This window comes from Vampirovibrio sp. (genome assembly GCF_041737375.1).
In the GTDB taxonomy this organism is placed as follows: domain Bacteria; phylum Cyanobacteriota; class Vampirovibrionia; order Vampirovibrionales; family Vampirovibrionaceae; genus Vampirovibrio.
The window spans coordinates 134,823-161,329 of sequence record NZ_JBGSRV010000008.1; the positions used below are offsets into that span (position 1 = coordinate 134,823).

General features: G+C 48.2%; 31 protein-coding genes and 2 tRNA genes. 20 read left to right on the forward strand and 13 right to left on the reverse strand.

What is annotated here, in order from left to right; translation table 11 throughout:
• Positions 1–48 precede the first annotated feature (48 nt).
• Positions 49–327, reverse strand: a complete 279-nt coding sequence (locus tag ACEW81_RS04345) for a hypothetical protein (protein ID WP_373531746.1) — start codon at positions 325–327, stop codon at positions 49–51.
• A 712-nt stretch (positions 328–1,039) separates the two neighbouring features.
• On the opposite strand from ACEW81_RS04345, the gene ACEW81_RS04350 reads away from it, so the two are divergent.
• The gene (locus ACEW81_RS04350) at positions 1,040–2,017 is read left to right on the forward strand and encodes a hypothetical protein (protein ID WP_373531747.1); all 978 of its coding nucleotides are present in this window, start codon (positions 1,040–1,042) and stop codon (positions 2,015–2,017) included.
• Positions 2,017–4,764, forward strand: a complete 2,748-nt coding sequence (locus ACEW81_RS04355; protein ID WP_373531748.1) for a hypothetical protein — start codon at positions 2,017–2,019, stop codon at positions 4,762–4,764. The genes ACEW81_RS04350 and ACEW81_RS04355 overlap by 1 nt, the downstream gene beginning before the upstream one ends.
• Positions 4,765–4,793: 29 nt before the next feature.
• Here the strand turns inward: ACEW81_RS04355 and ACEW81_RS04360 are convergent, their stop codons facing one another.
• Positions 4,794–5,186, reverse strand: coding sequence for an STAS domain-containing protein (locus tag ACEW81_RS04360; RefSeq protein WP_373531749.1), 393 nt, complete (start codon positions 5,184–5,186; stop codon positions 4,794–4,796).
• Between the two features lie 225 nt (positions 5,187–5,411).
• Between ACEW81_RS04360 and ACEW81_RS04365 the strand changes: the two genes are divergently transcribed.
• On the forward strand, positions 5,412–6,233 hold the full coding sequence (locus ACEW81_RS04365; protein WP_373531750.1) for a sugar phosphate isomerase/epimerase family protein: 822 nt from the start codon (positions 5,412–5,414) through the stop codon (positions 6,231–6,233).
• Positions 6,234–6,311: 78 nt separating this feature from the next.
• Here the strand turns inward: ACEW81_RS04365 and ACEW81_RS04370 are convergent, their stop codons facing one another.
• Complete coding sequence (locus ACEW81_RS04370; RefSeq protein WP_373531751.1) at positions 6,312–6,692, reverse strand: hypothetical protein; 381 nt, start codon at positions 6,690–6,692, stop codon at positions 6,312–6,314.
• 290 nt (positions 6,693–6,982) lie between these two features.
• Here ACEW81_RS04370 and ACEW81_RS04375 point away from each other — a divergent pair, with 290 nt between their 5' ends.
• Complete coding sequence (locus ACEW81_RS04375; RefSeq protein ID WP_373531752.1) at positions 6,983–9,262, forward strand: PAS domain S-box protein; 2,280 nt, start codon at positions 6,983–6,985, stop codon at positions 9,260–9,262.
• Here ACEW81_RS04375 and galE read toward each other — a convergent pair.
• Entirely contained in the window at positions 9,250–10,518 is a 1,269-nt protein-coding gene (galE, locus tag ACEW81_RS04380) for a UDP-glucose 4-epimerase GalE (RefSeq protein WP_373531753.1), read from the reverse strand. The two genes, ACEW81_RS04375 and galE, sit on opposite strands and share 13 nt — an antisense overlap.
• A 185-nt stretch (positions 10,519–10,703) precedes the next feature.
• On the opposite strand from galE, the gene ACEW81_RS04385 reads away from it, so the two are divergent.
• The 4 genes from ACEW81_RS04385 to ACEW81_RS04400 all read left to right on the forward strand — a co-directional run bounded on the left by ACEW81_RS04385 (position 10,704) and on the right by ACEW81_RS04400 (position 13,026).
• Positions 10,704–11,849 (forward strand): acetyltransferase domain-containing protein, encoded by a 1,146-nt coding sequence (locus tag ACEW81_RS04385; RefSeq protein WP_373531754.1) that lies wholly within the window; start codon positions 10,704–10,706, stop codon positions 11,847–11,849.
• A gap of 216 nt (positions 11,850–12,065) precedes the next feature.
• A complete protein-coding gene (locus tag ACEW81_RS04390) occupies positions 12,066–12,338 on the forward strand; it encodes a hypothetical protein (protein WP_373531755.1) in 273 nt (90 codons plus the stop codon).
• Positions 12,325–12,561 (forward strand): hypothetical protein, encoded by a 237-nt coding sequence (locus ACEW81_RS04395; protein WP_373531756.1) that lies wholly within the window; start codon positions 12,325–12,327, stop codon positions 12,559–12,561. Before ACEW81_RS04390 ends, ACEW81_RS04395 begins: the two co-directional genes overlap by 14 nt.
• The gene (locus tag ACEW81_RS04400) at positions 12,562–13,026 is read left to right on the forward strand and encodes a hypothetical protein (protein WP_373531757.1); all 465 of its coding nucleotides are present in this window, start codon (positions 12,562–12,564) and stop codon (positions 13,024–13,026) included.
• A gap of 138 nt (positions 13,027–13,164) precedes the next feature.
• Here ACEW81_RS04400 and ACEW81_RS04405 read toward each other — a convergent pair.
• Positions 13,165–13,237: transfer RNA gene (locus ACEW81_RS04405), tRNA-Val, on the reverse strand.
• 152 nt (positions 13,238–13,389) lie between these two features.
• On the opposite strand from ACEW81_RS04405, the gene ACEW81_RS04410 reads away from it, so the two are divergent.
• Complete coding sequence (locus ACEW81_RS04410; protein WP_373531758.1) at positions 13,390–13,800, forward strand: hypothetical protein; 411 nt, start codon at positions 13,390–13,392, stop codon at positions 13,798–13,800.
• On the opposite strand, the gene ACEW81_RS04415 is transcribed toward ACEW81_RS04410, so the two are convergent.
• The gene (locus ACEW81_RS04415) at positions 13,768–14,007 is read right to left on the reverse strand and encodes a hypothetical protein (RefSeq protein WP_373531759.1); all 240 of its coding nucleotides are present in this window, start codon (positions 14,005–14,007) and stop codon (positions 13,768–13,770) included. The genes ACEW81_RS04410 and ACEW81_RS04415 overlap by 33 nt on opposite strands.
• An 895-nt stretch (positions 14,008–14,902) precedes the next feature.
• On the opposite strand from ACEW81_RS04415, the gene ACEW81_RS04420 reads away from it, so the two are divergent.
• The 7 genes from ACEW81_RS04420 to ACEW81_RS04450 all read left to right on the forward strand — a co-directional run bounded on the left by ACEW81_RS04420 (position 14,903) and on the right by ACEW81_RS04450 (position 19,813).
• Positions 14,903–15,700, forward strand: a complete 798-nt coding sequence (locus ACEW81_RS04420) for a hypothetical protein (protein ID WP_373531760.1) — start codon at positions 14,903–14,905, stop codon at positions 15,698–15,700.
• A 226-nt stretch (positions 15,701–15,926) separates the two neighbouring features.
• Entirely contained in the window at positions 15,927–16,520 is a 594-nt protein-coding gene (locus ACEW81_RS04425; protein WP_373531761.1) for a hypothetical protein, read from the forward strand.
• 22 nt (positions 16,521–16,542) lie between these two features.
• Entirely contained in the window at positions 16,543–16,809 is a 267-nt protein-coding gene (locus tag ACEW81_RS04430) for a hypothetical protein (RefSeq protein WP_373531762.1), read from the forward strand.
• Positions 16,809–17,810 carry a hypothetical protein gene (locus ACEW81_RS04435; protein ID WP_373531763.1) on the forward strand — a complete coding sequence of 334 codons (1,002 nt, stop codon included), beginning with the start codon at positions 16,809–16,811 and terminating at the stop codon, positions 17,808–17,810. Before ACEW81_RS04430 ends, ACEW81_RS04435 begins: the two co-directional genes overlap by 1 nt.
• The gene (locus ACEW81_RS04440; protein WP_373531764.1) at positions 17,803–19,131 is read left to right on the forward strand and encodes a replicative DNA helicase; all 1,329 of its coding nucleotides are present in this window, start codon (positions 17,803–17,805) and stop codon (positions 19,129–19,131) included. Before ACEW81_RS04435 ends, ACEW81_RS04440 begins: the two co-directional genes overlap by 8 nt.
• 59 nt (positions 19,132–19,190) lie before the next feature.
• Entirely contained in the window at positions 19,191–19,406 is a 216-nt protein-coding gene (locus ACEW81_RS04445) for a hypothetical protein (RefSeq protein ID WP_373531765.1), read from the forward strand.
• The gene (locus ACEW81_RS04450) at positions 19,403–19,813 is read left to right on the forward strand and encodes a hypothetical protein (protein ID WP_373531766.1); all 411 of its coding nucleotides are present in this window, start codon (positions 19,403–19,405) and stop codon (positions 19,811–19,813) included. Before ACEW81_RS04445 ends, ACEW81_RS04450 begins: the two co-directional genes overlap by 4 nt.
• Positions 19,814–19,818: 5 nt before the next feature.
• On the opposite strand, the gene ACEW81_RS04455 is transcribed toward ACEW81_RS04450, so the two are convergent.
• From ACEW81_RS04455 to ACEW81_RS04465, 3 genes are all read right to left on the reverse strand, one after another.
• On the reverse strand, positions 19,819–21,000 hold the full coding sequence (locus ACEW81_RS04455; RefSeq protein WP_373531798.1) for a tyrosine-type recombinase/integrase: 1,182 nt from the start codon (positions 20,998–21,000) through the stop codon (positions 19,819–19,821).
• A gap of 1 nt (position 21,001) precedes the next feature.
• A tRNA-Val gene (locus ACEW81_RS04460) sits at positions 21,002–21,073 on the reverse strand.
• A gap of 115 nt (positions 21,074–21,188) precedes the next feature.
• On the reverse strand, positions 21,189–21,473 hold the full coding sequence (locus ACEW81_RS04465; protein WP_373531767.1) for a hypothetical protein: 285 nt from the start codon (positions 21,471–21,473) through the stop codon (positions 21,189–21,191).
• Positions 21,474–21,643: 170 nt separating this feature from the next.
• Between ACEW81_RS04465 and ACEW81_RS13875 the strand changes: the two genes are divergently transcribed.
• Positions 21,644–21,742: a zinc-ribbon domain-containing protein gene (locus ACEW81_RS13875; RefSeq protein ID WP_472922802.1), complete on the forward strand. Its 99-nt coding sequence runs from the start codon at positions 21,644–21,646 to the stop codon at positions 21,740–21,742.
• A 108-nt stretch (positions 21,743–21,850) separates the two neighbouring features.
• Here the strand turns inward: ACEW81_RS13875 and fbaA are convergent, their stop codons facing one another.
• The 4 genes from fbaA to ACEW81_RS04485 form a co-directional block, all read right to left on the reverse strand.
• Positions 21,851–22,933, reverse strand: coding sequence for a class II fructose-bisphosphate aldolase (fbaA, locus tag ACEW81_RS04470; RefSeq protein WP_373531768.1), 1,083 nt, complete (start codon positions 22,931–22,933; stop codon positions 21,851–21,853).
• Between the two features lie 108 nt (positions 22,934–23,041).
• Positions 23,042–23,659: a hypothetical protein gene (locus ACEW81_RS04475; protein ID WP_373531769.1), complete on the reverse strand. Its 618-nt coding sequence runs from the start codon at positions 23,657–23,659 to the stop codon at positions 23,042–23,044.
• A gap of 155 nt (positions 23,660–23,814) precedes the next feature.
• Complete coding sequence (locus tag ACEW81_RS04480; protein WP_373531770.1) at positions 23,815–24,603, reverse strand: TSUP family transporter; 789 nt, start codon at positions 24,601–24,603, stop codon at positions 23,815–23,817.
• A complete protein-coding gene (locus ACEW81_RS04485) occupies positions 24,600–25,076 on the reverse strand; it encodes a DoxX family protein (protein WP_373531771.1) in 477 nt (158 codons plus the stop codon). The genes ACEW81_RS04480 and ACEW81_RS04485 overlap by 4 nt, the downstream gene beginning before the upstream one ends.
• A gap of 97 nt (positions 25,077–25,173) precedes the next feature.
• On the opposite strand from ACEW81_RS04485, the gene ACEW81_RS04490 reads away from it, so the two are divergent.
• From ACEW81_RS04490 to ACEW81_RS04500, 3 genes are all read left to right on the forward strand, one after another.
• A complete protein-coding gene (locus ACEW81_RS04490) occupies positions 25,174–25,533 on the forward strand; it encodes a TSUP family transporter (RefSeq protein ID WP_373531799.1) in 360 nt (119 codons plus the stop codon).
• Positions 25,534–25,933: 400 nt separating this feature from the next.
• Positions 25,934–26,101, forward strand: a complete 168-nt coding sequence (locus ACEW81_RS04495; protein ID WP_373531772.1) for a hypothetical protein — start codon at positions 25,934–25,936, stop codon at positions 26,099–26,101.
• 53 nt (positions 26,102–26,154) lie between these two features.
• The gene (locus ACEW81_RS04500) at positions 26,155–26,496 is read left to right on the forward strand and encodes a hypothetical protein (RefSeq protein WP_373531773.1); all 342 of its coding nucleotides are present in this window, start codon (positions 26,155–26,157) and stop codon (positions 26,494–26,496) included.
• Positions 26,497–26,507: the final 11 nt, after the last annotated feature.

Sequence of the window (26,507 nt, forward strand, 5' to 3'; positions counted from 1 at the left end):
GTGAGACTTGAATACCTAACGGGCCATCCGGTTGAATGGCCTGTTGGATCAGGCGATTAAATCAATTTTTTTGCCTTTTTGGCTGACCACAATCAATTGCGGTTCATCGGCCCCGGTCATGTAGGCAATGCCGTTAACACCCAGCAAAACCGGAATGGTCATCAGCATGCTGGCCTGTTGTAGGGCATTTTGCATGGTGCTTTGATGTTTGCGAGCCTCGGTTGCTTTATTACCAAAGGCCACTGGATTTTGAGCCAGGTTGGTATTGAAAGATGTTTGGAGGGTGGTGCGAGAAGGCACCACTGCATGGGTATATATAGATGTCATAATTTAAACCACCTCTGCGGCAATGGATAGATGAATTGGACCCTTCCATCATTTTTGAAAAATGAGCTTGAAAATGGAATTATTCTTACGTTTATGAACCCAAGGGTGAATTTAAAACTTAATAAAATTCAACAGGTGAACTCTGCAACTTAGAAGGGTAAGTCATCATAATACAGATCCGGGGTTTTGCAAAGTATCTACTTCGGCGATAGCCATGGCGGTCTTTAAGTGTTAATTTTCTTTAATTTTTTGTGTGAATCTTGAGCCTTGTTTGGGAAAACCACACTTTTTTTATGAAAAGCTTTCACTGTCTTTGTTTTGACTGCATGGTCGCTGCTTTGGGGCGAGCCATTTTGGGGGTGGCGAGGTTTTCCAAGGGTAAGTTTAAACCGGTTGAAAACGCTGTAAACCTTTACTTAAAGAGGGTTTTCAGATTTTTTAACAGAATGGGTGATGAAGCGGGTGGGACCCAAAACAAAGGGCGGTATTTTTAAGGCTTTTGCTTGCTTGGCCTACTTTTTTCATATCATGGTCACAAAGTTTTGTTGCAATTAGTGCAAACGGGCAAATTTTCCCCTTCACCATCTTTCATTGCAGTACAAAGCTCGTTAGCTACTAGGGTGTTATGGTAACGACAATTTCACAATATAATGCCTTGCCGTCCGAAAGGACGAGGGGGAAGTCTATACCGCCGCGGTTTGGCGGTGGGGCTATGGCTTTGGCCAAAATGGCCGGACAGCAACCTCAGCAAGAGGCTGTGGTGCGGGGAATTCGCCTGGCCACCGCGTTGAAAGAGAACCTGTTTGGGGCCAAACTCTTTAACAAAGACGTGCGGATGGGCGGACTGTCTCTGGAAGATGTGGCAGGCCGTTTGCAGACCCTGATTGGGGTTTACCTGCTGCAAGGCTACTATGCGGTTAAGGATGATAAGCACCCTTGGGAAACCAACGGGCGTAACGCCATGATTTGGGTGATGACCCTGGTGCTGCAAAACCTCACCAAAAGTGAGAATTATGGCTTGAATACCTTGCTGTGCAACCCGTTTATGCGCCAAAAGGGCCATCTCTCTTCCGAGATGAGCTGGCTGCAAAACGGCCTGGATAAGGTGCGTATGGATGCGGATTATCTGGATATCCTCCAGGATGCCGGGATTTCCATCGACCCCGATGAAATGAAGGGCGCCCGAAAAGGCAAGAAGGCCCTGTGGGCGTCTTCTTGGCTGGATGCTAATAAAACCGACCTGATTAAGCGACGATATGAAGCCCTGAAAGCCAAAGTATCGACGCAGGACGGTAAAGAGGTACTCAGTCAGTTATCCAGAGAAGAACAGAAAATCTATAAAAGCATCCCCTCATTTTTCTATCGAATTAACGCCTGGAACGGCCTCTCTACCGCTATTATTGTGGGGTCAACCATTTATCTGATAGGTGGGGTGGCCATGAAAATCGTCAACAAGGTCATCTCGCCCCTGGATAAGGACTTTGACGGACCCAAAAACAAGCAGGCGGGGCAACCTTTCAAGCCCTCCCCCTTCGCTAAATCGCACCCACCGCAAAGCCCCAGTCAGTCAGCCGCCGAAGCCAACCCGTCTCAATCCAGTTTAAACCCCACTCCCCCTATCCAATTTTTCCAGAGTTATGTGAGTCAACGTAGAAACACCCCATCCACCCTATCAGGGGGGGCTTATTAATGTCGATATTGCCTTTCCCAATGGCCATGAACCCTTTTTCCCAAAAGCTGCTGGCTCAGTCAGTCAACCTGAGTTACGCCGGTCGGGGCGTTTACCGGGTTTCTGAAACCCAGCCCAGCCGTAAAGGCGACTATTGGTTCCGTGATTTTGGTATGGTGATGGCTTGTACCTACATGACGGAAATGGGTTTTCGTGGCACTGAGCGGTTTTATACCATGCCATTGCTGACCAGCGCCCTGGAGTTGCATGCCCTGAACACCAATCAGGGTCAAAAGCAGGTGATTCCCGATTACAAAAACAAAAACCAGCTGCTGAGCGCCAAGGCTTTATACCCCAACGCGTTTAACTACACTGATATGCCGGATGCCCTCCGCAAAAAAATGATGGGTACTGTCATTCGCAACAGTGCTGATTTGGTTCCTCAAACCCTGCAACAGGAAGCGCTGAAAGAAATCAGTGAGTTGAAAGTGGATTCAACGCTCAAGGCACCGTTCAAGGCACAGTTAAAGTCATTGATTGAAAAGCCCATGGATGCTCAAAACGCTTCCAAGGTGGGTGAGTACCTGGGTAGCGCTACCTTAAAGCCCTATGCCCAGGATCTGAAGCGTATTGCCAAGCTGGATAACCAAACCGCGGTGGATGTTGAAATTGGCAAGCTGCTGGCTTCAAAAAAAGAATCGCCCGGCATCAATGTCTTGACGGCTCAGGTGCAAAACGGGGTTCGTCTCATTAAGGCCCAGCAGTTGGGCTTTTTACTAAACCATCTGGATCGCACCCTGAATTTCCAGCATTATCTGGAAAGCAATTTTTTAGAGCCGAAAGACAGTTTGAAGTCTGTTGGCTCTGTGATCCCTCGTCATTTTGAGATGCCTCGGGCTTTGATGCGTCAAAACAAGTTTAGCCCGCTGGATGAAATGGGTGAAATTGTCTCTGATCGTTTGCAGTTTTATGTCGGCAAGCTGGATTCTCTGCAAAGCAAGGCCAAAACCGAGCTGCGGGCCTTGGCTGAGGAAGTTCGCAAGTTGCCACTGGATCAGCGGGATGATGTGTTCTCTAAAAAGATCGGGGCCATTGAGAATCTGCAATTTCTCTACAAAAAAGAGTCTTTGACCGACTTTTGGCATGTGGGGCCTGAAGATCGCACCGCCATGCAGGAAATTTATAAAGAGCTGTATTCGCCCGAAAATTTCAACCATGAGCTGAAGAATAGTGCGAACCAAGGGGCTGAAGGAAAGTGGGCTCAAAATTCGGTAAACTGGGAAAACGAGTTTAAAGTTCAGAAAGATCGGCTGCGAGAATTTCTGATTCATCCCCCGGAGCATTCCTCCACGGGGCCACTAAAACGGCATAAGGGCTACATCTCTCCCAACCAACTCAACACCCAGTTGTCGCACTTTGAAGGCTGGTTTGAAACCATGGCCAAAAGTCAGGAAGTTCGGCACAAAACCCTGGATAATTTATGGCGCTATCTGGGCGCTGATATGATGCTACAGGTTAAAAAGAAAGTGAAAGTGGCTTTTGAGGAAGTCAACAAGCTGTCTTTTGACTATTTGCCGGAAACCCACGCTTCTATGGCCCTGAGAAAAAGCGATCCTTCCCAGCCAGCCGAACGGGTGAGCAAGCAGCAGTTGCTGGCGGCTCGTTTGGAAGATATGGGACTGGGTCGCTGGCTTGAGCCTCATGAAATCGTGAACCTCAGCAAGGATCTGGAGCGCCATCTGCCTAAAATGCCTGCCAATTTAGAACAACATAGCGTTGAGCCTGTAATGGACAAGGTCAAGAAAACCATTTGGGCTCATTTAACCGGCACTGTTGACTGGGCAACGCTGAAAAAAGTGGCCCCCGAATTAAAGAAGCATTTGGATCATGAATTGGAACAGCTGAAAGTATCGGCACCTGAACAGCATCAAGCGGCTCAGGCCACTCAAAAAGTACGGGGTAAACTGTTTAGGCATTTAACCAGTACAAATGCCTTTTGTGTGGAAGCGAAAGACCTGGGCGGAAAGCCTGCTTTCAGTCTGGAAACCTTGTTAAAGCCCCTGTTTCAAACCCACAACCTTCACGACATTCAGGATGAAGCCGGTAACTTGGTAAAAAGCGCTGAATGGACCTTTAAAAGCTTGATTGAGGACGGCAAACAAAGCCGTGCCATCAAATCCGCCGTTGATAAAATTCAGAGAAATGGCACCTGGCCCAAAATGATTGCCACGGTTGCCCTGAATTTCATTTTCTATGGCTGGTTGGCCAGTCGTTTTGACAATAAAGTGTTGCAACCCTACGAAGAAAAGCTGGTGGCTCGCAAAGGAACCTCTCAGGATATCGTGACTGCGGGCTATCTGGGCTTGCTTCCAGCTGGTGTGGTTCTCAGCCAGATGTTTGATGCAGCGGCGGTACCGGTCTTCAAGCAAATGAACCACTTTACCCGGTTTGCCTCGGTGGGTGGGGCGGCGCTGGCCACTTTTGCGGGGTCTACCTACGGGTTTTTAAAATTACTGGAAAAGAATACACCGCCTTTACCGGGCTATCCACAAGCCCGTCAATCCAATGCCTCTCAAATTGGTTTTAAAAGCCTGGCCTCTCAGCCCTTGAATCGACCAGTCCGTGAAAACGCCCCTGCCTTGGGCAATGCCGCCTTCCCCTCCTCAGGCATGAACTCCCCGTTTGCTTCTCGCCTTCGGCCCACCTTTTCTCTACCCCTACCTCGCCCAGAATCAGCGGCGGCCAACCCCTTTATCACTTACCCGTAGTGATGGCTGGTTGCTAATCGCTTGATTTGCTAGGATCGCCCTGTTTTGACCTGGCGAATGGCTTGCCCTTCGGACTCCCAGATTTCCAGCACCCGATCCATGTGGGTCAATTCCATTAAACGAGACACCTGATCGTTCAGTCCGTACAGGGTCAGGTTGCCTTTAATTTCCTTGCACAGCTTTAACAGGGAAATTAATACGGCAATGCCAAAACTGTCCAGGGTTTCCACCTGGGCCAGGTTTAAAACCACATGCCGATGCCCTTCGCTCAGGAGTTTGGCCACATGGCTTTTTAAAATCAGGGTTTTGGGGTAGCCAAACTTGTCATCCACAATGTCCACCACCACACACTCCGCTAAAAACCGATTGGCCAGTTCCATGCAATTGCTCCCCAAACCTTCTTTGCCAGTTGATTTTACCATTTTTACTCCTTTTGTTTTGAGCCAATGATTTAAAATCGGCACAATGATTGATTCCAGCTGGCTTGATTGTTGTTTTTTGATTTACACAAAATAGGGGATATAAAAATTTTTAAAACGGGCATAATGTTTGGGGAAGATGTTTATGCTTTTTGTCTGGAGCCGATTTTGAGGGCGTCTCCCTGAAGAGGCGTATTAATCAGAAATGCAAGGGATTTGGACTAATAAATGATCGATCGTATTTTTGCAGCTCCTAAAGGCCCCGATTTACAGCAGGGTATTGATTTTGCTTTGAACAACCAGCTGGATTATGAAATCCCCACATTTTATTATGTGGAAAATCTGGACAATCAGGAAGCCGAAATCGCCCGATATCGCCATTTACTGCGTGATTTTCATGGGATGCTTTCCATGCACGGCCCCATTTTTGATACCAATGTGGTCAGCATGGATCCAGAAATTCTGAAAATTTCGCAACACCGCTACCGCCAAGCCATTCAGGTGGCCAAAGCGCTGGATGTTCGGTATCTGGTGTTTCACTCCCAGTGGACCCCCATTTATACGGCGGCCAATGTAACCCGGCTGTGGCTCAACAAAGTAACCGATTTTTGGGAACGGTTGATTGATGAGGAGCACCTTCAGGATTCTAACCTGACCATTCTGGTGGAAAATTTTCTGGATGACGTGCCAGACACCATGAACACGCTACTGAGCCGGGTGGACTCTCCCCGACTTAAGGCCTGCGTGGATACTGGCCATATCAATATTTTTTCCGAGCACTCTCCCATTGACTGGATTAGGGAGCTGGGCAGTCATGTGGCTTATATTCATGCTCATAACAACGGTGGAGAGCTGGACAGCCACGATTCCTTTGAAAAAGGCATGCTGGATATGGAAGGCTTTCTCAATCACGTGGCCCTGCTTCCCCAAAAAATTCATCTGGCCATTGAAACCTCGACCATTCAAGGGCTTGAAAGCAGTTATGAGATGCTGAAGCCTTATTTAAGCCTTCAAAAAGAACAGTTTGCTTCCAAAAGCTTCCTGATTTAATAGGGGGCACCTGAAGGCACCCCCTGAAAAAGATTGAGAGCTTTGAGAATGACCTCTTTTGAAGATTGAAGAGGGGCTTTATTTCTTAAAGAGCCATACGGACCCAATGGCTCCGGCCAGAGGAATGCCGATGGTTAAAGCTCCGGTAATCAGCAGCGGGTGAAAAAACAAGCCCACGGCCATTTGCATCAGTCCCAACGGAACGCCCACAGTCAGGCCAACAGTGGATAAAAGCCCTACCGTAACGGCCGTGGCTTTTTTGGTGAAATTCCAGAGGGAATTAAGAATGCCACCCTCTTCCTTGTCCCCAAATTTCGCGAGGGGGGGGCGATTGGTTTGAAATCGGTCGTTTGGGAGTCCAGCCTTTTGGGTCTCAGGGCGCAGGTTTCGAGATTTGCCAGCCGGTTGGCTGGGCTTTGTTTGGCTGGATTGTAAGGGCTGGGCGATTGCATGAACCATAGTAAGCGACTCCCTGTTAGGGCTGGAATTTAGATTCTTGAAAGTATAAAACCCGCTCAAGGATTTTGTTGCTAGTGGGATTGTTCATTAGTCAATTCCTTATCCTGTTTGTGTTAGCCGCTTGTGTAAATTTGAAATGGGAGGTCGTTTTTTTGGCTTGGTTAACAATGACAGGTTAATTATATTCTTTTGTGGGATTTACCTTTTGCATGGACTTGGTAGGATTTTGCACATTATCTAGTCGTTGAATGTGGTTATCATTAAAGTAGATTTAATATGAAGAATGCGTCATGATCGCTCTACAGGGTTATGAGCCAGAGGGGCTGCTGAACGCTTTGTTTCAGCAAGCCTGTGCAGGTCTGGCCATTGTTAGTAAGGACGGGTTTTTTTTAAGCGTCAATCCACGCTTTTGTGACATTACCGGATACTCTGAAGCGGAACTTCTGGAGCGAACCTTTGCCAGTATTACGTTTTCGGATGATCTGGAGCTGGACTTAAGTCAGGCTGCACTGCTATTTCAGGGGCAAATTGCCCAGTATGAAATAGAGAAGCGTTATATTCATAAAAACGGAACCATTGTTTGGGTTAGCCTTTCCTGCTCGGTGTTTGATGCCTGTAAGGGGCTGGGTTTGGCCGTGGTGCAGGAAATCAGCCTGAGAAAGCAAAGGGAGCAGGAGCTTCAACAGAGCCAGCAGCAGTTTCAGCGGATTATTGCCGGTTCCAACGAAGGTTTTTTTGATTGGGATTTGGTCACAAACACCATGTACTGGAGTGAGCGGCTTTATCACATTCTGGGGATTTCTTCCAATGATTACCCCGCTAATCTGGAGACCTTGCTCTATTTTGTGCTGGCGGAAGATCGGGAACGAAAGCGAGCGTCAATTCAGCATGTCATAGCCACGGGTATTCCCTTGGTGGAGGAGTTTCGGATTCGCCAGCCAGCTGGTAAAATCCTGACGCTTCGATGTCGTGCCCAGCCGGAAGCCGATGCAAAAGGCCATGTCGTTCGACTTTCGGGAATGTTAACGGACATTACCGAAAACAGGCAACAGGAAGAGACTTTAAAGTTTAGTGAAGCCCACTTTCGGTTTGTGACTGATACGGTGCCTTTAACGATTTGGCTGACCAACGATCAGCTGGAAATCACTTATCTTAATTTGCCGTGGTTTGAATTTACCGGCCAATCTTTTAATGAGGTTCTGAATCTGGGGTGGCTGGATAAAGTCCATCCAGACGATCGCGAGGCAACCCGTCTTCTTTTTTTCCAAACCGCCAGCCAACGCCAAAAAGTCCAGCTGGAATACCGCTTAATGCGCAAAGACGGTGTTTATTGTCACATGTCGTCTGTGGGGGCACCCTTGCTGCACCCCGATGGTGTTTTTCAAGGTTACATTGGTTATGTCATTGATATTTCTGAAAGAAAGCAGGTAGAGGCCGCCGTTTACCAGAGTGAGGAAAACTGGCGGGTCATGGCCAATTCGATACCTCAGTTTGCATGGATGGCGGACGCTGAGGGACGAATTTTCTGGTTTAACCAGCGGTATTACGATTACACGGGGCTTCCGTTTTCTGAAATAGAAGGTTGGGCATGGACCCGACTGATTCATGAGACTCAGGCCGAATCGGTGATTCACACCCTTCATTTGGCCTGGGAAACTGGAGAGCCCTGGGAGGCTACTTTTCTGCTGCGAGGGAATGAAGGGCATTATCGGTGGTTTTTATCCCGTGCCATGCCCATTCGGAACGCTCAAGGGCTGATTACCCGCTGGTTTGGTACGCATACCGATGTAACCGAGCTTCAGGAGACTCAGGATGCGTTGAAGCAAAGTGAAAGAAAGCTGGCCCGGAGTAATCGGGATTTGGAGCAATTTGCGGCCATTGCCTCTCATGATTTGCAAGCGCCATTACGCAAGGCCAAAACCTTTTGCGACATGATTCACGAAAGAGTCAAAGATCAGCTGGATGCTGAATCGCTGATGCTAATGGAGCGGGTTCATGCCTCGTTAGAAAGTATGCAGGCTTTGATTAGCGATTTATTGCTGCTTTCCAAAGTCTCCAGAGAGCCCAAAACTTTTCAATCGGTTGATTTATGGGCTGTGGTGCAGCAGGTGTTGCTGACCTTATCGGATTTGATTGAAGAAAAAGAGGCGAGTATTCAGCTGGGTCCACTGGAAACGGTGTATGGCGATCCTGATCAGCTGGCCCAATTGTTCCAAAACCTTTTACAAAACGCCCTGAAGTACCAACCGGAAGCTCAAAAACCGGTGGTGGATATCCAGGTGTTTCCGTCAGAGCTTCAACGGTGTCAGATTGTGATTAGCGACAATGGCATCGGCTTTTCACCAGAGAAGGCTGAGCATATTTTCAGGCCCTTTGAGCGCTTGCATGGCAAGCAAAGCCCTTACGATGGCAACGGCATCGGACTGGCGATTTGTCAGCGCATTGTAGAGCGCCATGGGGGACGGATTTGGGCGCATAGCGAAGTGGGCCAAGGTGCTACTTTTACGGTACTGTTGCCCAAAGACCCTCGCCACAATGAAATTTGGGATACTCAATTTCAATTGGCTTGATGAAAGTCTGTGTTGCGCATGTTGTAAGAAGATTTCAGGTGCTTTTCTGTTTTGAACAAGGCTTGTAATCGATTAAGCCAACTGGGCTTTGCCTGAAAGCGAGGCGATTGCTCCCATTGCCAAGCGGTTTTGATGATTTGATTTAAATCATGACGGGGTGCCCAGCCTAGCGTTTTTTGAGCCTGATCGTAGCTAGCCACCAGCCGATCGGGGTCGCCTTCCCGTCGAGGGGCTTGTTCTACCTGAATGGGTTTTCCGGTGATGGTTCTGCATGCCTCAATCACCTCTCGCACTGAATTGCCGGTTCCCGTTCCCAAATTCAGGGCCAACCCGGTGTTTGGATGCTGTTCCAGATAATTGAGGGCTTTGATGTGGGCGTCAGCCAAATCCTGGATATGGATATAATCTCGAATGCAGGTGCCGTCCGGGGTGTTATAGTCATTTCCAAATTGCTGGATGGCCCTTTTTTGCCCTTTGGCCACTTGTAATACCAAAGGGATCAAATGGCTTTCATTGCGGTGGGCTTCCCCTAGTTTGCCAGCTTCATCGGCGCCTGCCGCGTTGAAGTATCTTAAAGCCACATAATCCATTTTTCCGGCTTCTTTCAGTTGGGCCAAGCTTTGCTCCATGTTGAGTTTGGAAGCGCCATAGTTGTTGATGGGTCTGGTTGGGCTGGTTTCCACAATGGGCACTTCAGTGGGGTTGCCATACACGGCGGCTGTGGATGAGAACACAAAGCGCTTTACTCCTTTGTTTAGCGCAGATTTCAACAGCTGAATGGTCTGGCTCACGTTATTGTCCAGATACTTCATAGGATCTTCCTGAGATTCGGATACCGAAGCGCTGGCCGCAAAATGGACAATCGCTTTTACTTTAAATCGGCCCATCAGGCCCTGAACCTTTCCATCTCCCACTTTGGCTTTGACAAAGCGAATCCGCCCAGGGTAGCGCTTTTTGAGTGCCTGAATGGCCCCGAGATGCCCCTCCGATAAGTCATCAAGGACTACTACTTTTTGGCAAGCCGGTTTTTGCATCAAATATTCATTCACAAAATGGCTACCAATATAGCCCGCTCCGCCAGTGACCAGAATGAATTCGTCATTGGATACTTTCGATATTTTTGATAGTTTCGATTTTTGGCTTCCTGAAAATGGCACAACCGGGCAAAGTGCCTGCTTATTGGCCATGCTGGGCGCTTGATTGCGTTTTGCCAGATAGGAATTAACCCGCTTTTCTACCGGAAATCCAAGTTGCATAATCCACCATCCTCCTCATTCCTTTTATAATTCCCAACTGGATTTTAGCGCTGTGGTAGGCGGAAATCCAGCGGTATGTCATTGGGCGCACTGTTCTAAGCGGGGCTGTATTTGTTAATGCAATAATGTTAAAATTGCCAGCTGTCATAGCTGAAGTCTGTTCCACTTTTACAAGGAGAAATCGGTTGCAGCGCGCTCATCGGATTTACAGTATTGATGTGTTACGTGGGCTGGTGATTGTTTTGATGACCGTTGATCACGCCCGTGAGTTCTTTTTCAGAACCATTTCACTGGGCGATCCCATGGCCGTGGCCGGTTTACCGGTTGAGGTTTTTTTGACGCGCTGGATGACCCATTTCTGCGCCCCCACTTTTGTGTTTCTAGCCGGTTTGTCCGCTTATTTGTATGGCCAAAAAGCGGGAATCACCAAGGCTGATCTCTCTTCTTTTTTGCTGAAACGAGCTTCTGTGTTGATTTTACTGGAACTCACTGTCATCAGCTTTGCCTGGACCTTTGTGCTGTCTCCCCTGAAAATTTATTTACAGGTCATTTGGGCCATTGGGGTGGGCATGGTTTGTCTGGCTGGCATGATTTGGTTGCCTACCACTGTGATTACGGTGCTAACGGTGTTGCTGATAGCGGCCCACCCTTTGCTGAACGACATCCGGTTTCCGGTGCATAGCGCCATGCATGCCTTATGGTCGGTGCTGCATCAGCGCAATTTAATTCCGGTGACCGAGGCCTTGTTGGTGCGCACTTCCTACCCTGTATTGCCCTGGATTGGCATTATGGGAGCGGGTTATCTCAGTGGGCGCATTTTTTCACCCGCTTATCCGCTGGAGAAGCGGAAGCGCTGGCTGGTGTGGGGTGGGGCGGCGTTGTTATTGGGTTATGGGGTGCTGCGGCTTTGCAACGGTTACGGGGAGGCCAGTCCGTTTGTGGTGTATGCGGGGCAGCCTGTGCAAACCTTCATGTCGTTTTTAAACCCCACCAAGTATCCGCCCTCTTTACTGTTCGCCTTAATGACTTTGGGGGCTACCGGTCTTGCGCTTGCTTGGCTGGAGCGACCTTTGGGTGCTTTGAGCCAAGTGCTTTTACAGTTTGGGCGGGTGCCTATGTTTTATTATATTTTGCATTTGTACTTGCTGCATGGGGCCGCTTGGCTTGCAGGTTTGCTTTTGGGGCTTCCGCCTTCTCAAAAGTTTAATGTGCCGCATGTGGGTGTGGTTTGGCTGATTGCCTTGATGGCCTTGCTGGTGGCCTACCCCATGGTTCGGTGGTTCGCGGCGGTTAAAGCCGCTCGTCCCCGCAGCTGGTTACGCTATATCTAGCGGAATGAATTCAGGCGGCCTCAGACATGGGCGGTGCTTTTTGATTAAATCAGGTCAGTGATTGCGGGTGTTCGTGCTACCATAATGGTGTCCTTTCAATAATTAACGTTTGCGAATGGACTTGAGCCCTTGAGAGCTTCTATTTCAAGGGCTCTTTATGATGTAGACATTCTGCAACAATACCCGGAAGCCTCTTATTTCAGGAGAGGAATAACCATGTGCAATAATCATGACGTACCCATCAGCGACCCTCAGGGGCAAGAATGCCATGTGGCAAACCCGGTTGGAATGGACTTGGCGGACTTTGTAGCATTGGCCCAGAATGACCGGGAAACTGCCATTCAAGTGTTTATGAAAGACGTTCCTTCTGCTTATCTGGATGAAGCCAACCGCCCCTTATTGGAGCAAGCCTTTGATGGCTACATTGCCTTTTTGAATGAACAACAGCAGCAGCAAGCCCCACAGGAGAAAAAGCATGTCCCTTGCTAAGGAAGCCCCTATTCAGGCGTGTTTAGCGGAGCCGGTTGCTGAATTGAGTGATGCCGAGTTTATCGCTTTGGCAGAACGGGACCGGGATGCCGCGATTGCCTTGATGTGGCCGGAGCCGGAAGAGCAAGCGGCTATGAAGCTGCTGGATGCGGTGGCCTTTGATGGGTTTATCGCTTCTCTCAAAGGAAAATTGGCGGAGCAATCCTTGCCAAAGGCTGATTAAATGAGCAAGCCCCCGCCCCCAGAGAAAAAACCAGTGTACGTTCAGTTCAATGATAAGTTACTGGATGTTCCCTGCCTGCTGGTTCAGAAAGGCAAGGCTCAGCGCAAGTTTATTGATGCCCGCTGGATTTATCTCAAGTCCACCGACACCTCATACGAGGACAGTGAGTTCTACGAGCAGTTTGACGCTTGGCTGAAAGACATTTTGAAGTACTTTAAACCGGTGGAAGGCAACGATTACGTCACTTGGCGCCGGGTTGACTTTCCGGAGAAAAAGCCCCGACACGATATCGCCTTTCGCTTTGATCTCGCGGTGGACATTGGCGGGTTTTTCTTTGCGGATATGGAGAAGGTGAGGCCCGAAGAAGCGCTGGATATGATTTTTGAGGTGTTGAAAGATTTTAAGCTGATTTCCTGGGAGGACGAGGAGGAAGGCGAGATTTTGATTCGATCCCGCAAAAAGTAATCAAGTTTATGGGCGTTGGGTGCTTTTTAGGGCAAATCTCGTTTTTCGTGTGAGTGAGCTTGAGAATCCACGCAAATTAAAACACCCCCGGATTCTTTGTAATCCTGTGGGAGTGTGACGTTTCGGAGTTTAGGAATATGGGCGCTACTGGACTTGAACCAGTGACTTCCACCGTGTGAAGGTGGCACTCTACCGCTGAGTTAAGCGCATCTGGCGTACGTTTTGCCATTTTTGTTTCTCCTGACCTTTGCTTGAATGTTGAAGTTTTGTTGAACTTGTTATTGGATCGGGATCATATGGCACATCCGAAGCAAGGTTCAAGATGAGGTGCTTGTAGAGTCAGCCGCTTGTGTAGTCAAAAGAATGATGGGCAATGCCAACCTGTGCCAGTCAGAGATTCAGGAAAAAAACGGGCAAGCTCCTGTTAGAATCAGACAGTGCGGAACCGGAGGAAGTTTTATGAATCGGATTAAAACTGGAGATATTGTTCGAGCATTTAAAAAAATATGGCCCCACATGACGGGCGATATGGTTCGCAAAGCGGAGCAGGCGCAAATGATTCGAGCCATCCGCAGCCCGTTTTCAGATCGATCAGGCTTATTTTATGATTCCGACAGCATTAAGTCCTTCGTTCAAAAGCAGGTACTGCAAAAAGAAATTACCCCCGACCAAGCCCGAATCGTTTTGGCCGAGCTGGGAATCAATCAGACCCCATTGAGATTGCCTAACCCAATAATATATTTACCCCTGGTTACCATCCGAGCTCAAGGCTAAGTTTGATTCCTCGGCCTTCAACTCTTCAAATATTTTCAACACTCTCTTTCTGAAATTTTCATCATTCCTGCACATTTCTAAAAACAGGGCATCGGAGATCAGCTCATCAAAGTTAATCAAGTTTTTTTCGGGCCCCTGGCTGAGCGCTTGCAGGCGCTTTCCGCCCTGATTATTCACTTGTGCTACCATTGTCTCGTTTCCTTTCATTGTCGTTGCTATGCGGCTAACTGGATGGATGCCGAAGCCTCGACGGTTGCACCCGTCGGGGCTTCATCGTTTTGAGGGAGTACCAACGCCCCGCTCATGATTAGAAAATAAAGTGCCCCGTTCGATTGCTATGGTGTCCATAGGTTTTGTGGCTCGTTTGGTAAGCATCCATTAGGTGTTCCATTAAGCCCTTAAATTCTCTCTATAACTAAGTTTAAAGCTTTTGTTTACGAAAACAATATATCTCGGCAAGTTGTTTATGTCAACAAAAAACTAAAACGCTTGCCAATGGATAGACTAACCTCTATATTGTTAAAGTGAACATTAACAATGAAAGGGCTTAGAAGATGCCAAGAGGCGGTTGGCGTGGAGGGGGAAGACCCCCAAAAACAGAGGGTGTAAAGCGTACCCTGTTGGGATGCCGGGTTAAGGATGACGTTAAAAACTGGCTTTATGCCGAAAAGGATCGAACGGGCGCCAGCGTGGGGGAAATCGTAGACCTGGCCGTTACCGTACTCCAAGAGACACCAGCCCGCCATCTGCCGGAGGCGACAGTAGAAACGGAGGAGTAAACGCCATGGCCAATTTCAAGCGTAGGAAAACCCGACGCAACGTGCGTTGCACCATGTGTACCCAGTCCCGCTTTCTCGGTAATAACAAAGGCCGCTACAAGGCGAAAGAGGAAGCGTCCCGAAAGGCGGATGCTTTTGATGGGGAGACGTAAGGACACCCAGCGGATGGAATGCCTTATGGGTCCTTCCAGGGATAGGGGATCTGGCGGGTGACGCGCAACCCCGGAAGGCTGAGATGAATATCAAAAAAAATATTATTTCGTTTCGTTTTGCAAGGTTGAAGATTTAAACAGAGGTTATAACTTGGAGTCCACAGGAAGGCTATGACAGGCAAGAGACTAACAATTGGTCCTTACATGGATCAGCCCTATGGTCCGAATCCGCATTATCTTGATCCAAAAAAGGGGCGGCTCATGTGCGATATTCCCTTTTCTGAAATAAAAGAAGGAGGCTTTTATCAATTTGAAATAATGCAAGCCGCAGCAGAACTCTTCTATCTGTTCAACGGTAGTTTAAAAGCCACAGCTTTTTATGAAAAGTTTTTTCGATATGAATTTATAGATTTACGTTCTGCTTTTATTGAAAACGATTATAAAAAATGGCCCCTACGGCGTTATAAGCTTCTACAGGACGATAAAGAGAAAATAGATTTTTTTGAATATTCGGAGCAACTACAAGCGTTGCTTGTGAGCATTGCTATGGCTTGGGATAGGGAAACCCCTATAAGTCTTGGGGACCTACTCAAAACCTTTTCAGCGGCTCCTATTATGAGCCAAGCCCTTTATAATCAATTCCTTGAGAACCCACCAGCTTTCTCCTATTCCCTTCCAAAATATCCGGGTTATGAAGAGTACATAAAATCAAAAATTGAAACGATCAATATTGTTAATTCACAGCCAAAACTGACGGGAATGCGAAATAAAATTTATGAGCTGCTGTTAAGCAATCGAGAAGGTCTGACAGTTAAAGACTTATGCCGCTTGCTTCCCAATAACAATGAAGGCGAAAGACCAGAGAGCACGATTACTGTGAACCTGGGCGAACTTCGAAATCAAGGTTTAGCTCATCCTAAAGACGACAGACCTCGCGGAAAAATATGGGTTTTTACCGGTTATTTGTAACAAAATATTTCCCTATTTTTCCCTATATTTTCCCTACAGCCTCTATTAATAAGGGTTTAAGCTGATTTTTGGGGTGAACCCCTACATAGGGAAACGTTTCATTAAATTCTGCCAAGATGCTTCTACCAGCCAACGCGGCGCAGAGAGCTCAAGGCGAAGATTTTCTTAACCTTTGTTCTGTCAGCCTAGCGGCTGGCAGTTTTTTTAATTTATTGAGGTTAAGACTATGCATTACCCAACCAGCCATTTTAGGGGCTTAGATCAAGCTGCGGAAGAAGCGTTCCTGAGGGCTTACCAGTCGCTCATCATCTTCGAGGGAGAGCGGCCCACTGTTCGCTTTTCTCGTGACGCCGCCGAAATCTTCCGCCAGTTGGCAGAATTGCGTCGGAAAAACTGGAGCACCTCCACCCACTGGAATCAGACGGCAGAGCAAGTTGGTCTTGCTGGTGAGCTTGCCGTCCAGTTCTACCTTGGCATCTCTGCGGAAACGGCCATGGCCGAGTTTAAAGCTGGACTCATGGGCGATCAAGGGCATGACGTGGAAGCCTTAGGCCTGAAGCTGGATGTTAAAAGTACGAGGGGCAGTGCTTTAAAATTTAAATTTTCCCGCACGAACTCCCATGCTAGTCGGGCGGATGGCTTCATTTTCACCTATGTCGAAAATGAAGGTTTTGAAATGCGGGTTCAGTTGTTGGGCTGGAGCCATCGGGCAAAGGTAAAGCCGCATTTGAGGGATGACGGCCAACGTTTTTTTGTCCGCATGGAGACACTCCGACGGGAGGGTGCGTTGCACCTCGTCCGTCAGTTGAGAAACGCATAGCAGGATGCAGAAAGGAAACCCCATGAACGGTAATAAAAAAGCTGGGGAGCCGTCTAGCATCCCTGACAGCAATCTAAAACATTCCATCAGCGGCCATGGCATTAGACGCCATATCGTCAGTTTCCGGGACTTATGCGATTTAGCCTTCAGTCCATTATGGGCAAGGCTCACACAGGCAAGACAGCGCGCTTTCTTCCAATGGCTGGTGATTTGCCTCGGTGACACACGCTTATTCGGGGAAATTGGTGCCTCCTACATCCGGTTCCTGCAAAGAAAGGCGGTGAAATAATGGCGAGAGCAAGAAACATCAAGCCGGGATTCTTCAAAAATGAATATTTGGCAGCTTTGTCCCCCTATGCCCGCCTTTTGTTTATCGGCTTGTGGACCCTGGCAGATGTGGCGGGGCGGATGGAATATCGGCCCGCCCGAATCAAGGCTGAGATTTTTCCTTATGAATCTGTTGATGTTGATTCGCTGATAAGCGAATTGGCCTCCTCCCCTGAGCGGTTCATCATTCGTTATCAAGTTGACGCTTCTCTTTACCTGGAGATTCCTAATTTTTCCAAACATCAGAATCCCCATAAAAATGAAAAGCAGGCAGGAAGCCGAATTCCAGCTTATCCAGAAAAAGACGGAACTTGCACCGTACTTGCACCAGACCAGTACCGTACTAGTACGGTACAAGAACGGAACTTGCACCGTACCGCTCCAGCTGATTCCCTATTACTGATTCCTGATTCCCTCACACTGAAACCTGAGGGATCCGAACCTGTTGGTTCGGGTGTGCGTGTGATCGGTTTGGAAAATGAAACAGATCCCAATCAAACACTTGCCAAGGAAGGCATGCTTTACCTGGCATCCCTAAACAGCCCCAATCATCAAAATATGGGATGGATCCAGGGATTCCTGAAAATCCAGTTTCAGGAGCTGGCGCAAACCAAACCTGATATTCCCAAACCGGAAATCCTTCGGTTATGGAGAGACACTTGCGATCTTGCGGTGTCGAAAAACGCAACAGCGCCCCAATGGCTCAAAACGACGCTTAAAAATAAATTAGAGGCATGGGCAGCCGAAGCGCCAAAAGCGCATGTTCTCGATGATCTCAGCAGCCAAGCAGAAGCCTTGCTAAAGTTCCCCTTCATCCGGCATAAGTACACCACCGAATGGTTCCGTTCAGATGAACTGGAAATTCGCCCGGAATCCCCCAGCGGCCTGAGCCATAAGAAGACTTTTGATTATTATCCAGTTGCCCAGCTGGAAGGCTGCCTGAAGGAACCCTCGAATGCATGATTTTGAAACAACACTTCAGCCGATTGAGAGCCTTCCTCATTCTGTGGCGGTAGAACAGGGCGTTCTCTGTGGCCTGCTACAATATCCCGCTTTGTTCCCCCAGGTGGTTAGCCTGCTTCAGCCTGAACACTTTTACTCAAACGCTCATCAGGCCATCTTTCGGGCTATGCTGAATTGCTTTGAGCAGCAAGTACCCCTAGAGCCCATCGCTTTAACGCATGCTCTGGAGGTTTCTGGTAGTTCGGCCATGGCCGGGGGCTCAGCCTACCTCTATGATTTATTGCTGGGGAGCAATCCCGATGTTCAGGTTCTGAATGATGCCAGCCTGAAGCATTGGTCAAAGCTCCTGATTGATCTGGCCCGACGGCGGGAAGTGATTCTGGCTTGTCAGGATATCGCCGAATCAGCCACCAACCGGGGAGAGGCTACCTACCTGGAAGAGGCGGAAAACCTGCTTTACCTGATATCGGAAACCTTCCCCACCGACACCATGGAGGCGTCCGACCCGGTTGAGGAGGCTATCAAGCAACTTGAAGAGGAGGCCAGTAGCCCCAATGGCGTTACCGGTTTATCAACAGGTTTCCCAACCCTGGACAACTCCACCCACGGGTTTCAGCCCTGGCAGTTAATTACCGTGTCCGCCCGACCCGGTGGGGGCAAGTCCGCCTTTGCCTTGAACTTGGCTTGCCATGTGGTGCTTCAGGAACGAAAGTCAGTGCTTTATATCAGCCTGGAAATGACCGCCAGCGAATTAATGAAGCGGGCCATCAAGGCCAAAGCAGGCAACCCGAATAACTTGGATGCTTTGAAGCTAGCGGCCATGGCTTGGAAGCCGTTCCAAAAGGATTTGATGATTGAGGATGCCGCCGGGCAGACCTTGGCTGTCATTCAGTCAAAAATCTTGAAAGCGAAAAAGCGGCGGCCTGATTTGGCCTTGGTGGTGGTGGATCATATTGGCTTGATTGCATCAGAGCTGAATGGCAAGCAACAGAACCGGGCTTATGAAATTCAGGCTATTACCAGCCGTCTAAAGACCCTGGCCAAAACCATCCAAACCCCTATCCTGCAACTGGCCCAGATGAACCGGGCGGTGGATGCCCGGCAGGACAAGAAGCCGATGCTCTCCGACCTCAGAGACTCAGGGGGCATTGAAATGGACAGTGACATTGTGCTTTTCACCAGCATTGAACGTTTTGAAGACCGTAGACCGTCGGGAGTAGCCAGCCTGACCATTGCCAAGCAGCGGGATGGGGTGCAGATGGAGATCCCCCTCTTGTTCGTGCCTCACTTGACGAGGTTTAGGGAACGGCCATGGCCATAATTCCCATATTGATTTTATGGGATAAATAATCTAATCTGTTTATAGAAAGGAATTTTTCAGTGCCCCCTTATAAACCCAAAAAGCGCCGGGCCTTTGAGCGAGAAATCAAGGCGCATGGTTGGAGTCTTCAGAAAGCAAGCATTGACTGGAGTCTTCGAGATGAAAAGGGGAAGCACATTTGCACTATCAAAATTACTCATCCGGGTGGCGAAATTCCAGCCCACGATGTCCGTAAAGCCGAAAAGCACTTAAAAGACAGAGGGTTAATGCCGTGAAAAAACGCCCTGAACTGGACAAACTATTCAGCCCGGAAGTCGTGGCGCAGACTCGGATCGCACTATCTGAAATTGGGGAAATTAAGCCTTGGTTTGATGCTGAAATGGGTTGTTGGTGTTTTGAACATCCGCTTTACCCAGAATCCTATGGTGGAGAAAGCGCCTCTGAAGTAGAGGCAGGCTACCCGCTTTATCTAGCTCAGTTGATTGAGGCACGGATGAGCGGAGAATTGGCCCCTTTTGTTGAAAATCTAATCAAAGGGCGCGGTGGGAAACGACACGGAGCAGGGCGACCCAAAGGCAGCCATAAAGGGTCTAAAAAGCGAGTCTATTTGCCGGTAGAAGTCGCAGACTGGCTAATGGATGAGACTCATCTAGCCCAAGTAAGAAACCTGATGCAGGCATAAAGCAATTAATCCCATCCCCTCATGGCGTTTATAACCTCCTGCTCTTTTGTCCGGCAATAGCTCATAGTAGTTTTAATATCGCTATGCCCACAAGAGCGTTGCAAGATAACCAGAGGGCGGCCTTTGTTGGCGTTAATCGTCACGAAAGCCCGGCGCAAGGCATGAGGGGAAACGGAGACACCGGCCACCCGACCCAAGCGCTTGAGCCTTTGTAGCAACCCACTCCGGTGCATGGCCTTACCGTGCTTATCCAATAAAACAGGCGAAGTGCCAACGTGACAAACTGCCTGCCTTTGGGCCTGTAGCACACCCATCAATCGAGAAGATATGCCAACCTTTCGGGTTTTGTTTCCCTTGCCCAGGCGCACCAAAATAAAGCCCTTCTCTATATCGATATCACCCCACACCAAGGCGCATGCCTCACTGGCCCGTAGGCCTGTGTGAGCTAGTAGTAGGGTTATTAAGCGCTCCTGAGCTGTGTTGCAAGAACTAAAGAGGCTTTCAACACCCGCCTCATCCACCACGGTTCTTTTTGGGGGTAAATGGCGCTTTGGGAATAATGGCTTAATTGAGTCTAAAAACTCAGGCTCCAGGTAATCAGAATGAACCAGGAACTGGGCAAAGCATAGAACACCTTTGTAATATTTTTCTCGTTTGGCGAACATTGAGGCGGGAATGCTCATCAGCTCAGCCTTTAGCCCGGAAGCGCTGACCATCGCATGATTCATCAGGTACACCCTGACATAGCGCACATATTCCTCAATAGAGCGCTTTGTGTAGATTTTGCCGTTCAGTGTTCCGGTGGCCATGGCCTGAACCCATTGAGCCATATATTCACGGTGAGGCTGAATGCTGTTTGTTTTTTTCGTTTCCAGTTCACTCTTTTGCTCACGGGTCAGCATCTCCAAAGCCAGCGGACTGATAAACCAGCTGATTTTCTTACCGTAAGGCTTGGCCATGGCCGGAAGTTTTCCAGATTCACACCAACGTCTGACAGTTGTGGAAGAAACACCCAGCTTTTTGCTGACCTGGCTTACTGAAAGCAGCCCCGAAACATGTTGAACTTTTGTGGAAGTTTGAGTTTTTTTAGCAGAAATGCCGCTTTTAAGTTGAGAATCCTCACAAACAAAAACACCCCCGGATTCTTTGTAATCCTGTGGGAGTGTGACGTTTCGGAGTTTAGGAATATGGGCGCTACTGGACTTGAACCAGTGACTTCCACCGTGTGAAGGTGGCACTCTACCGCTGAGTTAAGCGCCCAGAATTTTAATGCCTGATCTCAATGGCAAGTATAGGGAAAAGGGCTTAACACAACAAGCCTTTTTGATGAATTGTATTAATAATTCTATGCTGATACCTCCAAATTGGGCTGACTTTACCTTGAGCCTGGAGGCTCCTGCTGGGGCGTAGACACAACAGGACAAGCGTTTAGTAGTGCGATTCGGCGTTCGGTACGCTGGGTGGCAGCGGCCAGTGTTTCTTCCAACGCTACAGCCAGTTCGATATTCTGGGCGGCGGCCATGGCTCGGGCTCGAATAATCAGGGTTTGAATCCCTTTTTCAGGCTTCTGAGCGCTGACTCTTTGAAACAGGGCCTTGAACTGATCCCAGTAGCGTGATTCTAAATCGGTTAAAGAGGCATAAAAGCTGGAGCTATCCATAAACCTGCCTTTTTTAAAGGTTTCAATTCAGGGGGAATCGTTACGTTATTTTACGCCCAAAACGGGCTACACTATTGTAGAGTTATCAAGCTGAGTCTTGGCTTTTTACTTCAGGAACAACGATTTAGGCCGATATGAAATCCGTACCGTAATATTTGGAGAGGATTCCAATGACCTGTCAACATTGTGGGGCCTATATTCCAGGCGGGAGCTACAACTGCGAAAAGTGTGGGGCGCCCATCCTACAACCAGAGCCGGAAACCGCGTAGTTTTATTTTAGCGCAACAGGCCTGTTGCCCAAAAAGCTTGAACACAAAAAGAACAGTGGTTCGCTTGACAGCCCCACTGTTCTTTTTCAGTCTCATGAAACGGTCTGATTATTCGGCAATGGACTTTCCGGCGGATTTCAAATCCCGGAACGCTTCATCCAGGCGGGCAATCATGCCTTCTTCACCCAAGCGCAGCCATTTGCGAGGGTCGTAGGCTTTTTTGTAAGGAGTATTCGTCTCAGGATCAATCTGATGCTGGAACGCCTTGGGGTTGCTCATCACATATTGGCCAATGCCTTCGGCAAAAGCAAACTGTAAATCGGTATCAATGTTCATTTTGAAAACGCCATAGTGCAGCGTTTCCTCAATTTTAGCCTGCTCAGAGCCTGATCCACCGTGGAAAACCAGATCCAGAGGGTTCGCTTCGGTTTTATGGGTGGACTGAACCAGCTCCTGAGAGTGCTTGAGGATTTCTGGGCGTAATTTGACATTTCCAGGCGCGTAAACCCCATGGACATTGCCAAAAGAGGCGGCTACAGAGAAGTTACCAATAGGAGTAAGCAGTTCATAGGCTTGCAGCACATCTTGTGGCTGGGTATACAGGTTTGGATTGTCCAAATCGTCATCTTCAGAGCCAATGCCGTCTTCTTCACCGCCGGTAATGCCCAGTTCAATTTCAATGCTCATATCAATGGCTGCTGCCCGTTTGAGCAGGCGAGCGCACTCGGAGAGGTTCTCTTCCAGAGACTCTTCCGATAAGTCCAGCATATGGGAGGTGAACAAAGGGCGTCCGGTTTGTTGGTAGTGCGTTTCACCGTGGGTTAGCATGGCTTCTACCCACGGAATCAGCTTTTTATTGGCATGATCGGTATGTAACACCACGCATACGCCATAGTGTTGAGCCATTAAATGGACATGCTGGGCGGCGGAAACGGCACCCAATACTTTGGCCTGAAAAGAATCCGGGAACCCTTTACCTGCGAAGAATTCAGCGCCCCCGTTGGAAAGCTGAATAATCACATCGGATTTGTTTTTCCGGGCGGCTTCAAGCACCGCGTTAATGCTGTTGGTGCCTACCACGTTTACCGCTGGCAGAATATATTGTCCTTTTTTGCAAGCCTGTACCAGAGTCTGGTAATCTTTTCCAGTCACAACGCCCGGCTTGAGCTTGACTTGAGTGGCAATACTCATCAATAAATCCTCGAACTGATTATATACATCCCTGATATTCTCTTACAAAAGCCCAAGGCTTGCTAGCATGGGTGAAAAGAATGGTATTGGTTGAGGATTGCTCAAAAATCAAGCTTCGTTTCGTAAATGCATACCGGATTCCAGGGTGGCAATCGATTCTTGACTCATCTCTTTGCCCATCAAGCGTCTTTCTGTCTGGAATGCCATGGGCGCAGGGCTGGGTGAGGACCGGGTTGCAGGGTCTTCTTTTTTGGAAAAATAATGTTTGAATTTGGTGTGAATGGTTTCCAGTAAATCCTGAGCTTCGGGGAGTCCGCATCGCACGTAAATACTGGTAATTCTCTCCACAATGGCCAGTTGCACTGTTTGAGCGTACGCCTTACACAAGCCCATAAACTCCTGAACCACTTGTATGAGATCGTTGACTTTCATGGCCAGAAAAAACTGATCGGAAGGTTCTAGTATTAATAAATAATTCATGGCTTTGCACAGGTAAGGGTCTGTGTCATATTCTCTGCGCTTTTCCTGAGATTTATAAAGGGCTAACACCGTATCCTTACCCAAACTTTTTAAATCATTCATTCGAACGTGCGCGTTAAAGTCGGATTCAGCAATAGCGCACATGCCTTTAGCCAAGACAGAGCGAATGTCGGCAGGGAAGGACAGCAGGTTTTTTACAGCCTGCTTGACCGTTGGGTTTTTTTCATAAAACCTGACGTAAGTCATAGTCAAAAGCTCGGTAAGATGAGTGCGCGTTTTTTGGGGTAATGACGAGGGGGATATTCTAATTATCGTATCGACGTTAACTGGAATTACTAAACCCCTGATTTGAAAAATCAGAAACTTGTTCACTATCCCCAAATAAAAACAGGGTTCATCGGTTAAATAACCCCAGAGCCAAGCAACAGGGCGTATATAATGAGCAGGGTGCCGATTAATTTTTGAATAACCGATAAAGTGACCTTGTGCATAAAGCGGCTGGCTAGATAGGTTCCCAAAAACGCGGAGCTGATGCCTAAAAGAATCAACCCCCATTGATCGTCCTTGCACAGAAGATCAAAATGCCCGCTGAAAAAAGCAACGCCATAAATGCTCAATCTGGAAATGTCGATCAGTACTGCTGAAACAACCGTGGTGCCAATAAACGCTTCTTTATCCAGCCCCGCCCGAATGAGGAAAGCTGAGCGCAAAGCGCCCTGATGCCCGGTTAATCCGCCAAAAAAACCGGATAAAGCACCTCCTACTGGAATCCAGGACTTGGGGAATGCCAGTTTTTGAAAGGCGGGATTCAGCTCCAAGCAGGCGAAACCAGCCATTAAAAAGGCAATCACCAGCTTGACTGGCGTGACTTCCAATACGCGCCCCAGCCATTGGTATTGAAACCATGGCGGCAGAGCGCTGACCTGGCTCATGAGTAAAGCGCCTATCAGGGCCGTCACGGTAGCCGGAAGAGAAAAGGCAATTAACGTTTTTAAATCCGCTTTTTGGCCTACGAAAAATACCTTGAATATATTGTTGGCCAAATGAACAATGGCGGTAGCCGCAATGGCCACCGGAGCGGGGAAAAATAGCAGGAAAGCCGGTAGCAACAACGTTCCTAGCCCAAAGCCGGAAAACAGGGTGAGCATGGAAACCAGAACCGATACGATGCCAATCAGCAAATAGCTCATGTGCTGGAAACCCTTCGTTTGGCCCACTCATTATCCAGCGACCAAGGCCCGGCACCCACCAGTGTGATAAAACACAGGCCCATCAGCATACAAAAATCTGTTCTCGCCTCGTGAGCCATTCGCCAGAATCCTTCCGTTTGGAGCAGCCCCAGTTTGGTGCTGATAATGGCAACCAGCATAATACTTAATAAGGGAAAGCAGGCAGGCCGAGTCAGAAATCCTGCCAGTAGTAAAAGGCCCCCTGTTATTTCAATTCCACCCACAATAGGGGCCAGGATTTCGGGTTGAGGAATGCCGATTTTCATAAAACGACCTACCCCTAATTGATCAGAGAACAGGAATTTCTGAATGCCTTCGGAAAGAAAGACCAGCCCCAGCATGAATCGAATCAGAATAATAGCGGCAGGCCATGGGTGTTGGGGTACTTTATCCGGGCTATTAAGCCATTTGGGTAAGGCTTTCAAGATACTCATAGCAGATAAAATACTATAAGCCCTTGTCAATGTGAAGACGATGCCGGGGAGGTATGCTAAACTGGTGGCCATTCACCGCATAATCGGGGCTTTTGATATGCCGTTTCTGTATTTCTCGCTATTGGGTATGATTGCCGGGGCTTTTAGTGGGCTTGTGGGTATTGGCGGTGGCATTATTCTGGTACCGGCGCTGGTGTTTTTGTTTGGCTTTTCTCAACAAGCCGCTCAGGGAACCACCCTGTCTCTGCTGGTACTGCCCATTGGCTTGTTGGGGGCTTTAGAGTATTACCGTCACGGTTATGTCGATTTAAAAGTGGCCGCTTTAATCTGTCTGGGCTTTGTGTTGGGTAATTTGCTGGGGGCTAAACTGGCCCTGGTTTTGCCCACGGCGTTACTGGAAAAAATTTTTGGCGGGACTTTACTTATACTGGGACTGAAAATGTTGATTGGGGTTTAAGGTTCTGGATCTGATTTTTTCTCCAGTTGGGTGATTGGTGTTGATGGTTGTAGCACTCTGTTTTTCCAGCGCTCATCCGCCAGAAGAGGGAGGGGACCAGTGGGGGAACTCTCTTTAAAATTGCCTGGGTGGCGAATAGTCAGTGAGACATTAATTTTGCATAATATTGCTGAATGGTAAGGAGCTTATTTTTCAATTTGCTCGTTTCCAAATTTCTTTGGGAGAGTGATCATCACCCTTTTTGTCTCTGGTTTGAAGTCTGATAGGTCTTGAAGTTTCTGGTTTTGAATTTGAAAGACCCTGAAAGTAACGCCATTCCATTTTTGAAATTGCGCAGTGTTTCGTTACTCAATCAATCTGTCCTGATTGACTTGCTAAGTCTTTAATTAAAGAGGTCTGCATGATGAAAGTGACCAAAACGTCTTTTTCTCCCGCCATCCAGTATCAACGCCTTGCCAGAGAGGAACTGAGCGCGGTAGAAGCGCTGAGAATTTATTTCACCATTTTATCGGGTGTCATTCTGTTTGCGCTTTCTTATTACTACATGCATCTTATTCCCATCGCCTGATAGACCCGTTAAAACACCATTCCATTGTTTGCTTACTCAAGGAGGATCCCCATATGATGTCTGATCAAAATTGTGATGCCCTGTACCCCATAGCCAAAGCTTTTTATCAGGCTTATCGTTTGACGGGGGTCGTGAAAATTAAATTTAGCGTTCGCAGTATCGCCGATAGCGATGGCAACAGCGTGGTGGAGGTCTATTTGAGCCCTCGTGATGAGGAAGCCGCCTCTACCTTAAACCTGGAAGACCATTCCCGGCATATGCAGTTTTTGGAATCCATGGTGCCATCCAATTTGCTCGGGTATCAGTTTATTTTAAAAATTTCACCTATGGGCGTTGATGACATTGAGCTTGAAGTGCTGAATGTTGTGGAGCCTGTTACTTACACGTCGATGTAGCGTTATTACCA